The organism is Frankia sp. CoWAU3 (assembly GCF_977971855.1).
In genome coordinates, this window is record NZ_CDWWXB010000075.1 from 1 (window position 1) to 14,251 (window position 14,251).

Annotated in this window: 15 protein-coding genes; 14 read left to right on the plus strand and 1 reads right to left on the minus strand. The window is 69.0% G+C overall.

Features of this window, described 5'->3' with window-relative positions; translation table 11 throughout:
• Positions 1–351: 351 nt before the first annotated feature.
• Positions 352–1,125: an enoyl-CoA hydratase-related protein gene (locus tag AC08ON_RS09145; protein ID WP_476616788.1), complete on the minus strand. Its 774-nt coding sequence runs from the start codon at positions 1,123–1,125 to the stop codon at positions 352–354.
• Positions 1,126–2,068: 943 nt separating this feature from the next.
• Between AC08ON_RS09145 and AC08ON_RS09150 the strand changes: the two genes are divergently transcribed.
• The 14 genes from AC08ON_RS09150 to AC08ON_RS09215 form a co-directional block, all read left to right on the plus strand.
• The gene (locus AC08ON_RS09150; RefSeq protein ID WP_476607360.1) at positions 2,069–5,092 is read left to right on the plus strand and encodes a sensor histidine kinase; all 3,024 of its coding nucleotides are present in this window, start codon (positions 2,069–2,071) and stop codon (positions 5,090–5,092) included.
• Positions 5,092–5,511 (plus strand): roadblock/LC7 domain-containing protein, encoded by a 420-nt coding sequence (locus AC08ON_RS09155; RefSeq protein ID WP_476607361.1) that lies wholly within the window; start codon positions 5,092–5,094, stop codon positions 5,509–5,511. The genes AC08ON_RS09150 and AC08ON_RS09155 overlap by 1 nt, the downstream gene beginning before the upstream one ends.
• Before the next feature lie 108 nt (positions 5,512–5,619).
• On the plus strand, positions 5,620–5,991 hold the full coding sequence (locus AC08ON_RS09160; protein ID WP_476607362.1) for a DUF742 domain-containing protein: 372 nt from the start codon (positions 5,620–5,622) through the stop codon (positions 5,989–5,991).
• Entirely contained in the window at positions 5,972–6,592 is a 621-nt protein-coding gene (locus AC08ON_RS09165) for a GTP-binding protein (RefSeq protein WP_011437244.1), read from the plus strand. The genes AC08ON_RS09160 and AC08ON_RS09165 overlap by 20 nt, the downstream gene beginning before the upstream one ends.
• 83 nt (positions 6,593–6,675) lie before the next feature.
• On the plus strand, positions 6,676–7,671 hold the full coding sequence (locus AC08ON_RS09170; RefSeq protein ID WP_476607363.1) for a LuxR C-terminal-related transcriptional regulator: 996 nt from the start codon (positions 6,676–6,678) through the stop codon (positions 7,669–7,671).
• A 661-nt stretch (positions 7,672–8,332) separates the two neighbouring features.
• Complete coding sequence (locus tag AC08ON_RS09175; RefSeq protein WP_049761097.1) at positions 8,333–8,641, plus strand: TcmI family type II polyketide cyclase; 309 nt, start codon at positions 8,333–8,335, stop codon at positions 8,639–8,641.
• Between the two features lie 180 nt (positions 8,642–8,821).
• Positions 8,822–9,079, plus strand: coding sequence for an acyl carrier protein (locus tag AC08ON_RS09180; protein WP_476607364.1), 258 nt, complete (start codon positions 8,822–8,824; stop codon positions 9,077–9,079).
• Between the two features lie 51 nt (positions 9,080–9,130).
• The gene (locus tag AC08ON_RS09185) at positions 9,131–9,619 is read left to right on the plus strand and encodes an SRPBCC family protein (RefSeq protein WP_476607365.1); all 489 of its coding nucleotides are present in this window, start codon (positions 9,131–9,133) and stop codon (positions 9,617–9,619) included.
• A 59-nt stretch (positions 9,620–9,678) separates the two neighbouring features.
• Complete coding sequence (locus AC08ON_RS09190) at positions 9,679–10,122, plus strand: cupin domain-containing protein (protein WP_476607366.1); 444 nt, start codon at positions 9,679–9,681, stop codon at positions 10,120–10,122.
• Positions 10,119–11,417, plus strand: coding sequence for a beta-ketoacyl-[acyl-carrier-protein] synthase family protein (locus tag AC08ON_RS09195; RefSeq protein ID WP_476607367.1), 1,299 nt, complete (start codon positions 10,119–10,121; stop codon positions 11,415–11,417). Before AC08ON_RS09190 ends, AC08ON_RS09195 begins: the two co-directional genes overlap by 4 nt.
• Complete coding sequence (locus AC08ON_RS09200) at positions 11,414–12,715, plus strand: beta-ketoacyl synthase N-terminal-like domain-containing protein (RefSeq protein ID WP_476607368.1); 1,302 nt, start codon at positions 11,414–11,416, stop codon at positions 12,713–12,715. Before AC08ON_RS09195 ends, AC08ON_RS09200 begins: the two co-directional genes overlap by 4 nt.
• Positions 12,716–12,837: 122 nt before the next feature.
• Positions 12,838–13,575, plus strand: coding sequence for an SDR family NAD(P)-dependent oxidoreductase (locus AC08ON_RS09205; RefSeq protein ID WP_476607369.1), 738 nt, complete (start codon positions 12,838–12,840; stop codon positions 13,573–13,575).
• Positions 13,575–13,916, plus strand: coding sequence for an antibiotic biosynthesis monooxygenase family protein (locus AC08ON_RS09210; RefSeq protein ID WP_476607370.1), 342 nt, complete (start codon positions 13,575–13,577; stop codon positions 13,914–13,916). The genes AC08ON_RS09205 and AC08ON_RS09210 overlap by 1 nt, the downstream gene beginning before the upstream one ends.
• 29 nt (positions 13,917–13,945) lie before the next feature.
• Positions 13,946–14,251, plus strand: a 306-nt coding sequence (locus tag AC08ON_RS09215; protein ID WP_476616789.1) for an antibiotic biosynthesis monooxygenase family protein, incomplete at its 3' end; no start/stop codon positions are given.

The window sequence follows — 14,251 nt, forward strand, 5'->3', positions numbered from 1 at the left end:
GAAAGAGACGCCTCGCTCGCGCTGTGTCGCCCAGGGCGCCCCGAGTCACCCCACAGCACGTCTACAAAACATCACCGATCACAACGTAGCGTGATCTCTGCGCGGCCCTGGGGGGAACCCCCCCGGACCGGAGGAGCCGGAGGAGAAGGCGCGGCGCCACCAAGGCCGGTGCCCGAGGGCACTACCCCGGTCGCGTTGGTGCGGCAGGGAATGGGTCACAGACACCGGTATGCCCCGCCCGGACGGGGCGAACCGGTCGCCCTCATCGCCGTTGCGGGGATGGTCCTCCCGGATCGCACGGACGGCATCGAGCGGGCGGACACCGACGTCGGTCAGCCCTCGGGTGGTCGGTCAGCCCTCGGCTGCCGACGTGCCGTGGCGGCCCGGCAGCCTGGCGGTCATCGCGGATCTCGCCTCGTCGCTGACGAGGCGCTCGGTGAAGATCGAGCTTTCGACGTCGATGCGCGCCAACACCTCCGGTGTCCCGCCGTCGTGCAGCAGGGCGCGAGCTGCCGCGAGCGCCTGCGGCGGCTGGGCCAGCAGCGCCGCCACCCGGTCGTCGACCCGGGCGCGTAGCGCTTCGGCGTCGGGAAGCACCTCGGTCACCACCCCCAGTCGGGCGGCCTCGGCCGCTCCGAGGGACTCGCCGAAGTAGACGAGGCGGGCAGCGATGGCTGGTCCGACCCGGCGGGGTAGCAGGAGGGTCGACCCGAACTCGGGGATCACCCCCAGGTTGACGAACGGCATCCCGAGGGTGCTGCGCTCGGTCGCGTAGACTAGGTCGCAGTGCAGCAGCAGCGTGGTCCCGATGCCCATCGCGGGCCCGTCGACCTCGGCGACGAGAAGTTTCGTGCTGCGGGCCAGCGTCCGGATGAAGGTCAGCGTCGGACCCTCCGCCCGGAGGGCGTCGGCGGCCAGAAAGTCGACCAGATCGTTGCCGGCGGTGAAGGATCCGCCGCTGCCGGTCAGCCGGATGACCCGGATCTCCGGGTCGGTCTCGGCCTTGTCGAACGCCTCCGCGAGGGCGAGGTACATCGCCTGGGTGAGGGCGTTGCGTTTCTCCGGGCGGTTGATCCGTACCGTCAGCGTGCCCTGGCCGGGTTCGCTCTCGATCTGGCTGCTCATCCGTGTCTCCTCACCGGTCCGTCGGGTTCCCTGGCCCGGCCGTGCTCCCGACCCGGCTGTGCCCGGGGGGCGTCAACCGTGCTCAGGGGCACAGTGCCACCGGCTGGCCTCGGGTGAAAGTAGTTGTGCCACCTCCGCCGCTTCCGTGACCTCCGCCGCTTCCGCCAGCCGGGGCCTCGCTCGGCGATTAGCGCAGCAGTTCAGCAGCAGCTCATTGGACGGGAGTTGATGGGGAGGTCTGTCGTGGAGTTGTTGTGGAGTGATTGAAGCTTCGGCGGACCGGGTAGGGCCTGATCGGCAATCGTCGACGGGGGTGACTGCTGGGGCGGGGTGACCCAAGTTCCCGTCGCCAGGTGTCTGCAATGTCTGCAATGTCTGCAATGGAACCACTCTTCATGATCTGGCAAGAGGTGGGAGCTGCGGCCCGGGCGGGGGTCGGGTGGGCCGCGAGGGTGTGATCTGTGTGGCCTCGGATCGTGCGATGTGCTTCCAGCAACATGCCAGCATGTGATGTGTTTGCGTTGTCGAGCGCGGTGCGACCGGTTGATCGGGGCCTTCGTGGTCGCGGAGGATCTGTGCCAGTTGGTACCTACTGCTGCCCGTCAGTGCTAGTTGATGCGCATCGTCGTTGTTTGGTCCGGGCTGCGCTCATGTAATTCGGGGCGGGTTCCGGTTGCGCGTTGCGCGTTCGCGAATGTTCGTCACCCGGTGCTACCTCGCCATCCTTTTGCGTTGAAGACGGGTGCCCCCAGCCGGGCTAGTTCTTCACCCGCTACAGTTGTCCGCGCCCCCGGAACATTCACCCGATGTCCGGACCGCCTACTCCAATGCGCTGGCCCGGTGTTGTCGTCTGTGGTCTTCCGGTGACATGTCCCGATGGAACTCGACTACTCACCCCCGCACACGAGGCACTCGACTCCCGGGTGCCGGACGAGAGGACCGGATGCTCCAGAATTGGCCCATCCGCTCGAAGCTAGTGGTGATTCTCGTCGTCCCCCTGGCTGCGCTCGCGGTACTGAGCGCGATACAGGTGCGGGGGAACGTCGACAACGTGCGGGTCGCCAACCGCATCAAGGCACTCGCCGACTTCTCGATCAAAAGCAACGATCTGGTCCAGGCCCTGCAGGTCGAGCGGTACGCCACGAACTCCTATGTCGGTTCCAACTACATGGCCGTCGCTCAGGAGCAGGCGGCGCTCGCCGCCCGCGGCCCGGTGGACAAGGCCCTGGCCGTCTATCGGGCCGGTGAGGCGGCGCTGCCCGCGGCGGGTCGTGACACTCTGGCGACCACGCTCGCGTCGATCTCGGAACGCCTCGGCAAGCTCTCGGCGCAGCGCAAGGCGATCGACGCGCACCAGGCGCAGGTGGACCAGAACATTGCTTTCTACTCGGGTGCCGTGGACGACCTCCTCGCTCTCGACGCCCAGGTGGCGGCCGGAAGCCGCAACACCTCGTTGGTCAACGGTGCCACCACACTGGTGAGTATCGAGCAGGCCAAGGAACAGATCGCCCACCAGCGCGGCGCCGTCGTCCGCGTGATCCTCCTCCAGCAGACGGATGCGGCCACGCTGCGGGAGATCCAGATCAGGAGCGGGGCGGAGGACGCCTGGCTGGCCCAGTTCCGCACCACGGCCACGGCGGACGAGCAGGAGTTCTACAACGTGACGGTCGGCCGGACGATCTCGGCCGCCGCGACATTGCGTGACGGCACGGTCAACGCCGTGCAGAACGGCCAGCCGCTGACCGTTACCCCGCAGATCTGGCTGGAGGCCTCCGACGCGAAGATCAATGCGATGCGGCAGGTCGAACGCCGGATCGCGGCCGACCTCGCAACGACCAGCACGAAGATCGCCAGTTTGGCCACCCGCGACGCGCTCCTCAGCGGTATCGGCGTGGCGCTGGTGCTCGTGGTGTCGGTGGTGATTTCTCTCCTGGTGGCGAGCCCGATGATCCGGGACCTACGCCGACTGCGCCGCGGCGCCCTCGAAGTCGCGAACGAGCGGCTGCCCGGGGTCGTCGACCGTCTGCACCGCGGGTCGCCGGTGGACGTGGCCGAGGAGGAATTCCCGGTCGAGGTCCGGAGCAAGGACGAGATCGGTCAGCTCGCCGAGGCGTTTGGCACCGTGCACGCGGTGGCCGTGCGGACCGCGGTGGAGCAGGCCGCGATGCGCAAGAGCATCGGGGACACGTTCCTCAACCTCGCCCGCCGCAGCCAGGCACTCATTCACCGCCAGCTCAAGGTGATCGACGCCCTGGAGCGCAAGGAGACCGACCCGGACGAGCTGGAGGAGCTCTTCCGTCTCGACCACCTCGCCACCCGCATGCGCCGGCACGCCGAGGACCTCATCGTGCTGTCCGGCTCCAAGCCGGCCCGTGGTTGGCGCCGGCCCGTCCCGGTCAAGGACGTCGTCCGTGGCGCCGTCGCCGAGGTGGAGGACTACACCCGGGTGCAGGTGATGTCGATCGACGGAGGGGCCATCAGCGGTCACGCCGTCGGTGACGTCATCCACATGCTCGCCGAGCTGATCGAGAACGCCACCTCCTTCTCCCCGCCCCACACGCCGGTGCATGTCTCCGGGCACGAGGTGTCGAACGGCTTCGTGATCGAGATCGAGGACCGCGGGCTGGGCATGAGTCCGGAGGAGTTCGACGCCGTGAACGAGCGGCTGGCCAACCCGCCTCCCTTCGACCTGTCGACCAGCGAGCGTCTCGGCCTGTTCGTCGTCGGTCGGCTCGCCGAGCGGCATTCCATCTCGGTGAAGCTGCGGTCCTCGCCGTACGGCGGCACGATGGCGATCGTCCTGGTGCCGACCACGCTGCTGCGGCAGGTCGACCCCGACGGGGAGGCCCGGCCGGAGCCCGCGCAGATCGCCCCGCCGCTCCCCATGACGCGGGTTCCGGCTCTCGACGGCCCGGCCATCGACGAGGACCGGTTCCACGGGTCGCTGGTGGACGCGGACGGCAACCTCGCCGGTCCCCCCGCGCTCTCCGAGGACGCGGCCGCGGCTGCGCACGGTCAGGACGAGACGCTCATCGACGATCTGCCGGTCTTCGCCACGGTGCGATCGAGCTGGTTCGTCGCCGACCGCCCACGGCACCGTTCCAACGGCAGGCCTTCGGACGCTCCGCCGCGTCCCTCGACCCCGCGCTCCGACCCGGACGGCGGGTCGGGCGGGAAGCCCGGCTCCCGCGACTTCGGTGACCTCCCGCCGCTGCCGTCGCGCCGTTCGCGTGGCGGCCGCAGGGCCGCGGGGGACCAGCCTCACCCCGCCGTCCCGGACCATCCCCAGACGCCCGGGTCGGACGACCCCGGCGGTCCGCCGTCCCATCCGGGACAGGAGACATCTTTCCGGGATGAACCCTTCCTGGAAGAGCCCTTCCGAGATGGCCCCTTCCAGGACGGACGGGACGTCCCCGGTCCGGGTGGCCACGACGGTGCGCCCGGCTCCGAGCATGGCGGCGACGGCGGACCCGGTAGCCGTGTCACCTCGCTGTTCGGTGACAGCCCCATGGCCGGGGAGCGGTCGTGCGGTGGTGAGCCCGGCTCCGCCGACCCGCGGGAGGCCACCCGAACCGATCCGTTCACCTCACCGCTGGGCCGGCCGGTGGGACGCTCCGGGGGATTCCAGCGCGAGGAGGCCCCCGCCATGGGCCAGACGGTCGTCCCCCTCGGACGCCCGGCGCCTTCGGCCCGTTCGGACGAGCCCGCCGACCCGGCCGGGCCCGGCGCGGACGGCCAGCTGCCCGTCGATTTCACCGAGGTGGGCCTGCCCAAGCGCACCCGGCGGGCCAGTCTCGCGCCACAGCTTCGTCGGGACACTCCCGAGGAGCGTTCCGGAATACTCGCCGCGCAACGGAGCCCGGAAGAGATCCGCAACATGATGTCGTCCTTCCAGAACAACTTTGGTCGTGGTCTGGCGGACGGCCAGGTTTCGAACGACGGTGACGATGTAGGAAAGGTGACCTGATGCGTCCGCTGGGGTCGTCCGAGAACATGAGCTGGTTGCTCAACAACCTCGTCAAGAAGGTGCCCGAAGTCACCTATGTGATCGCGCTTTCCTCTGACGGGTTGTTGCTCGCCACCTCGTACGGGATGGACCGGGCGACCGCCGACCAACTGGCCGCGGTGGCCTCCGGATTCAACAGCCTGGCGCGCGGCGCGGGTCGTTTCTTCGGGGGTGGAAACGTCCGGCAGACCATTGTCGAGATGGACGAGGGATTCCTGTTCGTCACCGCGGTGGGGGACGGATCGTGCCTGGCCATTCTCAGCAGCCCCGGCGCGGACATCGGTCTCATCGCCTACGAGATGGCGCTGCTGGTGACCCGGGTCGGCGAGTTCCTCACCCCGGAACTCCGGGCTCAGATGCAGTCCGCGCTGCCACTCTGACATCGGCCCGGCGATCGGGTGGGGGTCCGATCGGTTGGTGGGTCAGCCGGTCGCCCCCTGCCATCACCGACCGGATGACAGCAGAATTCTCAAGGCAGGAGGACCGGTATGTCGCGCGATGATGAATGGTTCGACGAAGAGGCTGGTCCGGTCGTCCGCCCCTACGCTGTCACCGGGGGCCGGACACGGCCGACGAACCAGACGTTGGAGCTGGTCGCGTTGGTGACCACCACGCCCAACGGCCGGCTGATGATGCGGACGCTGGAGCATGAGCAGCGCGCCATCGCGCTGCTCTGCCAACGCGTGCAGTCGATCGTGGAGATCTCCGCTCGGCTGAATCTTCCGGTCGGGGTCGCGCGGGTCCTCGTCGGCGACATGCTCGACGCCGGCCTGGTGACCGTGACCCGACCGGCCCGATCCTCCGACCGCCCTTCCATTGCCCTCATCGAAAAGGTGCTCGATGGACTACAGGCCCTCTAGAACGGGGTCGCCGGAAACGGCGCCGCCGCATCCGGTAAAAATCATCATCGCCGGCGGGTTCGGAGTCGGAAAGACGACGTTCGTCGGTTCGGTGAGCGAGATTCAGCCCCTCACCACGGAGGCCGCGATGACGGCCGCAAGCATAGGGATCGACGACACCAGCGCGGTCGGTTCGAAGACGACGACCACGGTCGCGATGGACTTCGGTCGGATCACGCTTCTCGACAGCATTATTCTCTACCTTTTCGGCACCCCGGGCCAGGACCGGTTCTGGTTCATGTGGGATGAGCTCGTCCTCGGCGCGATCGGCGCGGTGGTCCTGGTGGACACGCGGCGGCTGGCCGACTCCTTTCCGGCCATCGACTACTTCGAGGAGCGCGACATCCCGTTCCTCATCGCGCTGAACCGGTTCGACGGTGCGCGGGAGTACCGGGTGGAGGACGTCCGGGCGGCGTTGGACCTCGATCCGCGCCGTCCGGTGGTGTTCTGCGACGCCCGGCAGCGGGAGTCGGTCCGGCAGTCCCTGGTGTCGCTGGTCCGCCACGCCCTCGACGTGGTGTCCGCGGAGTCCCGGCCGGGCCTGCCCCAGCGGTCGGGGTGAGCGGCCGCGTCGGTCCGGTGCGCACGGCTGGTCCGGTCGGCGTCCGTCGGCCACGTCCCGATCCTGCTCCGAGGAAGGGGAAGGTGCTCGATCTTTTCGGTATCGATGAGGTCACCCTGGCCGCCTATCGGCTGTGGCTGTGCCACGAGGTCCTGAGCGTGCCCGAGGTGGCGGAGATGCTCGGCGAGCCACTGGTCGCCGCGGGGCGGGCGCGTGATCGTCTGGTCGAGCTGGGTCTGTTGCTGCCCTCGCGCGAACGGGCCGGTCACTACGTCGCGGTGCATCCCGAAGCCGGGTTCGACCACCTGCTCCAGGCGCAGCACGAGCAGCTGATCCGTCGCCATGAGCGGCTGCTCCTGGCCCGGGCGCAGATCAGCTCCTTCGTCTCGGACTACCTGGAGAGCCGTCCCGGCGGGGACACCGCCGAGGTAAGGCGGATAGACAGTGCCGACCAGGCCCGTGCGGAGCTGCTCGCGATCGTCGGGCGAGCCGAGCGGGAGGTGCTCGCGCTGCATACCCGGCGCGAGTGGTCCTCGACCCTGACTCGCGAGGTGATGCCGGTCGAACTGCGTGCGTTGCGGCGTGGTGTGGTGATGCGCAGCGTCCTGCCCCGGTCGGTGCGCCTGGACGAGCTCGGCGCCGGCTATGTGCGGACCGTGGCGGCGCATGGCCTGGACGCCCGAATGATCGACGATCCCCGGCTGGACGCCACCGCGGTCGACGGGCGGATCGGCCTGGTCCGACTGGGCCGGGGGTTCGCGACCGGCCAGACCCTGCTCGTGCGCACCCCGGAGCTGACCGCCCTGCTGCTCACCCTGTTCGAACAGGTCTGGGAGGCCGCCGAACCGCTGAGCGGCGAGGCGATGGCCGCTCCCGGGGACGGTGACGACGCGCCGAACGACACCGAACGGCTGCTGCTGCGTCTGCTCAGCCTCGGCATGAAGGATGAGGCGGCCGCGCGCCATCTGGGCGTCTCCGTCCGCACCGTGCGCCGCATGATCGCCGATCTGATGGCACGGCTGAACGCCCGTAGCCGGTTCCAGGCGGGTAGCCTCGCCGCGCAACGCGGCTGGTTCTGAGCGGCTGGTTCTGGGTAGTCGGCTCTGGATGTAGTCGGCTCTGGGTAGCACCATACCCGACCAGGCCGAGGCCGAGCGCGGACGACGTGGTTCCCACGAGATCGAGATCCCGGTTCTCCTCCGGCGGCGTGTCGACCATCCCCGGGCACCGGGAAGCCCGCTCGCGACGGTTGTAGCCACGTTGTGCTCTCCGTGTGCGCCGGTTGGCATTTGACTGCCAGGGCAACTTGCTGCCAGGGGAAATCCAGGACAGCTGCGCCGCGTGGCCCCATGCTCTCGATGAGCCAGAGAAGCCGACTGCTTTAGAAAGGCTGGCTGCTTCAGAAGGGTTGTTGGGCTGCTTCAGAAGGGCTGTCGGGTGGGAAGCGGTGGTCGCGCACCGGTCACTCCCGGCCGGCTCCATGTTCGTCGGCGGACTCCCCTGCCACCTGTAACGCGTCGCAAGGTGCCGGGGCCGGTCCGTCAGGGCCGGTCCGCCTGACTGCCCATGCACACGGTACCCGTGCTTGCCATGCATACGGTACCCGTGCTTGCCTGGGGTCAAACACACGCTTCCCAAGAACATGTCGAGGAGATTCTCGTGCCCTCAGTCACCGGTCCCTCAGTTACCGTCCCGCAGAACCCCGCCACGCCGTCCGGAGGTCAGTCACACCGGACTCTCATCGTAGCCAGGATGAACCCTGCCGACGCTCCCGCCATCGCGGCGACCTTCGCCGAGTCCGATGCCGGAGAACTACCCGGAATCGTGGGTGTGACCAGGCGTGACCTGTTTCACTTCCATGGCCTTTACTTTCATCTTATCGAGGCTCCGACTAACGTCAGGAACACCGTCGAGAACGTCCATGAGCATCCGCTGTTCGTCGACGTGAGCAAAAAGCTCGGGAAATACGTCTCCGCCTACGATCCGGAGACCTGGCGCACCCCCGGGGACGCGATGGCACAGAGTTTCTACTCGTGGACGGCCGGCTGAGCCCCCGGTGCGCCACCGGGCTTCTGATACACGGCCGGGTTCCTGTACACCGCCAGAGCACCGGGCCCGCCGGCTGCGGCCGCGACCGGTCATCAGCGACTGCGTCCTGGATCCCGCCCACCGGTACGCCCAGTTTTTCATGTGAACCCCGAAACCCGAAAATGAAAAAGGGAGTACGACATGCCCCGGCAATGGTCGGCCGATGCCCTGCTCGACTTCCTGGTCGAGCAGGCCGGTCTGCCCTCGGACGAGCGGCCGACGGACCTGGACGTGACCTTCATCGACATCGGCCTCGACTCGCTCGCCTACCTCCAGCTCTCGGCGGAGGTGGTCGGGACCTTCGGGGTGGACCTCCCGGCCGAGCTGCCGGAGAGCTGGACCCTCGCCGAGATCCTGGCCACGGTGAACACGGCTCTCGGCCAGCGCGAGACGGTCTGAATCCGCCGTTAGTTCCCACGTCCCATACCTTCCAGGCCGACCGGAGCCGACGTGAGCGGGCACACTGACAACTCGATTTTCATCGATGCCGACCTTGACACCGTCTGGACCATCACCAACGATCTGGAGTCCTGGCCTGACCTCTTTACCGAATACGCCTTGGTAGAGATTCTGGAGCACCATGAGAACACCTTCAAGTTTCGCCTGACCATGCATCCCGACGAGAACGGGACGGCGTGGAGTTGGGTGTCCGAGCGGACGCTCGACCCGGCTACCCGGCAGGTGCGCGCGTACCGCGTCGAGACCGGTCCGTTCGAGTACATGCACATCCACTGGAGCTACACGCCGGAGGGCACCGGCACCCGCATGCGCTGGGTGCAGGACTTCCATATGCGCCCGTCGGCGCCGGTGAACAACGAGCAGATGACCAACCGCATCAACGCCAACACCGCCCGCGAGATGTCGGTGATCCGGGAGAAGGTCGAGCGGGCCGCCGCCGAGCTGCCCCCGGTCTCCCTCGCGCTGCCGGAACAAGTCTGAGGAGAACGATACCGGTGACTTCCGTGACAGGGATTCCGAAGGTTCTCTGCATTCACGACATGACCCCAAACCGTCGGCGCGGCGGTGACGTCCGCACGCTGCTCTCCCCGGCGACCGTGGGCTCGACCTCGGGCTTTTTCGGCACCTTGACCCTCCAACCGGGTGAGGTGGTGACCGAACACCTGCACCCCTACTCGGAGGAGTTTCTCTACTGCGTGCGCGGCATTGTGACCGCCCGACTGGACGGTCAGTACCAGGACCTGCCGGCCGACCACGGGGTGTGCATCCCGATCGGGATGCGCCACCGCGTCGTCAACACCGGTGAGGAGACCGCCTTCCTCGTCTTTCACCTCAGCCCGCTGGCACCCCGGCCCGACCTCGGTCACGTCGACACCGAGGTACCGCTCGACCCGGATGCCCCGCACGTCCCGGTCGCCCCGCACGTCCCGGTCACCCCGTCGGCGCCCACCGTCGACTCCCTGCCCCACGGGTCCGGACAGTGAGCGGACCAAGACGGACGGCGGTCACCGGGATCGGGGTGGTCGCCCCCGGTGGGGTCAACCGCAAGGAGTTCTGGACCCTGCTGACCGACGGCCGTACCGCGACGCGGCGACTGTCGTTCTTCGACCCGACCCAGTTCCGTTCCCAGGTGGCCGCCGAGTGCGACTTCGACCCGGCGGCGGCCGGCCTGACCGCCAGGGAGATCGCGCGTAACGACCGGTTCGCGCAGTTCGCCTTGGCCGCGGCGTTGGAGGCGGTGGAGGACAGCGGCCTGGACCTGCGGGACGGCGGGGACGGTTTCGGGAACGGCGGGGACGGCGGGGACGGCCCGATCGTTGGCGTCAGCATCGGCAGCGCGGTGGGCGCGACCACCCGCCTGGAGAACGAGTACGTCGAGGTCTCCGACAGCGGGCGGGACTGGGAGGTTGATCCCCGGTACGCCAGCTCGTTCCTCTACCACGCGATGGTGCCGAGCTGCCTGGCCACCGAACTGGCCTGCCGGTTCGGGGCGCACGGCCCAGCCTTCGTGGTCTCCACCGGCTGCACCTCGGGCATCGACGCGGTCGGCTACGGCCATCAGCTCATCGTCGACGGCGAGGCCGACATCGTCATCGCCGGTGCCTCCGACGCGCCGATCTCCCCGATCTCGATGGCCTCCTTCGACGCGATCCGCGCGACGACAGCCCGCAACGACGACCCCGAACACGCCTCCCGTCCCTTCGACGCCAGCCGGGACGGCTTCGTGATGGGGGAGGGCTGCGCCGTACTCATCCTGGAGGAGCTCACCGCCGCCCGGTCGCGCGGTGCGCACATCTACTGCGAGGTGGGTGGGTACGCCTCGCGCTCGAACGCGTTCCACATGACCGGACTGCGCCCCGACGGGGTCGAGATGGCCGAGGCGATCCGGGTCGCGATGGACGCGGCGCGGGTCGGGGCCGACGACATCGACTACATCAACGCGCACGGATCGGGCACCAAGCAGAACGATCGGCACGAGACGGCAGCCTTCAAGCGTTCGCTGGGACAGCGGGCGTATGACATCCCGGTCAGCTCGATCAAGTCGATGATCGGGCACTCGCTGGGCGCGATCGGGTCGATCGAGATCGCTGCCTGCGCCCTGGCGATCGAGAACGACGTCATCCCCCCCACCGCCAACTGGACCACCCGCGACCCCGAGTGCGATCTCGACTACGTCCCGAACATCGCCCGGGACCACACTGTCGACGTGGCCCTGTCGGTCGGCAGCGGTTTCGGTGGCTTCCAGTCGGCGATCGTCCTCGCCGCCCCGACGCGATGAACGCCACCGTGGAGGCCTCCGTCGCGACGGCCGCGGGACCCGCGTACCGGGACGGTTCGCCGCAGGCCCCGGTCCGGCCGGTCGTCACCGGTCTCGGCGTCCTCGCGCCCAGCGGCATCGGGACGGAGGAGTACTGGGCATCAACTCTGCGCGGCGAGCTGAAGATCGCGCCGATCAGCCGGTTCGACACCACCTGGTACGACGCCACCCTTGCCGGAGAGGTCGCCGGTTTCGCGGTCGAGGACTACGTCGACAAGCGGTACATCGTCCAGACCGATCGGTGGACCTGGTTCGGGATGGCCGCGTCGCGCCTCGCCATGGCCGATGCGCGCTACGACCCGGCAGCGCACGATCCGTATGCGACCTCGGTGGTGTTCGGCAGCGGGTCGGGCGGTGTCGACATCGGACAGCGCGAGCTGGGACGGTTGTGGACCCGGGGCCGCACTGCGGTGAGCGTCTATCAGTCGATCGCCTGGTTCTACGCGGCGACGACCGGGCAGACCTCGATCCGGTATGGTCTGAAGGGGCCATCGGGGGTCCTGGTCAGTGACGGTGCCGGCGGAATCGACAGCCTGGCCCAGGCCCGGCGGATTATCCGCCGAGGCACGCCGACGGTGCTCGCCGGGGGGGCCGAGGCGAGCCTGACGCCTTATGCGATTGCCGGCCATCTGTCCGGTGGCCGGGTCAGCACCGCGACCGTCGCGGCGGACGGCTACAAGCCGTTCGACGTTCGGGCGAACGGTTACCTGCCCGGTGAGGGTGGCGCGACGCTCGTGCTCGAGGATCCGGCCGCCGCCGCCGCCCGGGGAGCCCCGCACGTTTACGGCGAGATCGCCGGCTACGCCGCGACGCACGACGCCGCCCACCACGAACGCCCCGCCCCGGACGCGCGCTGGCTCGCCACCGCGATGCGCCGGGCCCTGCGCGACGCCGGCCTCACCCCGGACGACGTCGATGTCGTCTTCGCGGACGGCGCTGGTTCACCGGACCTCGACGCCCAGGAGGCGGCGGCGATCCGCACGGTCTTCGGGGCCCGGACGGTCCCGGTGACGGCGCCGCAGGGCTTCGTCGGCAGGCTCCTCGCCGGCGGCTCGGCGTTGACGGTGGCCGCGGCGTTGCTGTCCATCCGGGACGGGGTCATCCCGGGGGTGGGCAACCTCGACACCCCCGATCCGGCCCATGGACTCGACCTCGTGCGCACGCCCCGGCGTGTACCCGTGCGGGTGGCGCTGGTGAACGCCCGCGGCCACGGCGGTTTCAACAGCAGCCTCGTGGTTCGCGCCGTCGGTCCTCGCTGAGGAGGACGTACCCACCCGTACCGCCTGCCCGCACCGCCTGCCCCCGCTCCTGCCCGCTCACCTCCGACACCTCACCAGTCGAACCTCACCAGTCGACACCTTGACACAGGAGACAGTCAGCGATGTTCCCAGACCTGGCCGGGCGACGCGCCCTGGTTACCGGCGGTACCCGCGGCATCGGACGGGCCGTGGTGCTCGGCCTCGCCCGAGCCGGAGCGACGGTCGTTGCCGGCCACCAGCGCCAGACCGAGGAGGCCGAGAGCCTGCGCCGCGAGCTCAAGGACACCGGCGGCGACCATCTGCTCGTCCAGGCCGACGTCGCCGATCCGGGCCAGATCACCGAGCTCGTCGAGGCCACCGGCACCCACCTGGGCGGCCTCGACATCGTCGTGAACAACGTCGGCACGATCAGCCACATCCCCTACGCGCAGCTGCCCCTGGACGAGTGGACGCAGGTGCTGACCACCAACCTCACCGCCACTCACCTCGTCACGCAGGGCGCGTTGTCGTTGCTGGGGGACTCCGGTTCGGTGATCAATATCGGATCCGGCTCCGGGGTGGTCGGTCTGCCGCTGCGGGCCCACTACACCGCGGCGAAGACCGGCCTGATCGGACTGACCCGCTCGCTGTCCAAGGAGCTCGGTGTCCGCGGCATCCGGGTGAACCTGGTCTCCCCGGGAGTCATCGAGACCCACCATGCCGAGGGCATCGACCCGGCCGTCAGGGCGGCCTACACCAACCGCATCCCGCTGGGACGCATCGGGACGGCCGAGGAGGTCGCCGCGGTTGTCCTGTTCCTGGCCAGCGACGTGTCGTCCTACGTCAACGGCGCCACCTTTGCCGTGGACGGAGGCATCTGATGACCTCGACCCCGCCTTTTCGGATCATGCTGACAATGCGGATCCACCCCGGTCGGGAGGGCGAGTTCGAGCAGACCTGGCTGCGGATCGGCGACGCGGTCACCTCGCACCCGGCGAACCTCGGGCAGTGGCTGATCCGCTCGGAGGAGGAGCCGAGCACGTACTACATCGTCAGTGACTGGGTTGACGAGGAGAAGTTTCGCGAGTTCGAGCACAGCGAGCGTCACCTGGTGCACCGCAAGGCGCTGCACCCGCTGCGTGCCAGTGCCTCGATGGTCACCGGTACCGTCGTCGCCCAGTTGGCCGGCGCGGCCTCCCTGACCGTTCCGGCGGGAAGCTGACCGTGGCCGGTCCGACGAAGGTTCGGGTCATGCTGTGGGCGGTCGACCCGCCCGGCGATCCCGGCGCGGTGGAGCGGGCTTACCACGAGATCAGCTCCAAGCTGGTCGGCACGCCTGGCCTGCTCGGTAACACGCTGCACCGGTCGGCGGCGGACCCGTCCCGGTTCGCGGTGGTCAGCGTCTGGGCGAGTATGGCCGAGTTCAACGTGTGGGAACAGGGGGCGGACCACCGCGGGACGACCTCACCGCTGCGTCCCCTGCAGGATCCGCAGCGCTCTCCAATGATCGACATCGAGGTCGCCGCGTACGGCCCGGACGGGCCCTTCGGCGACGAT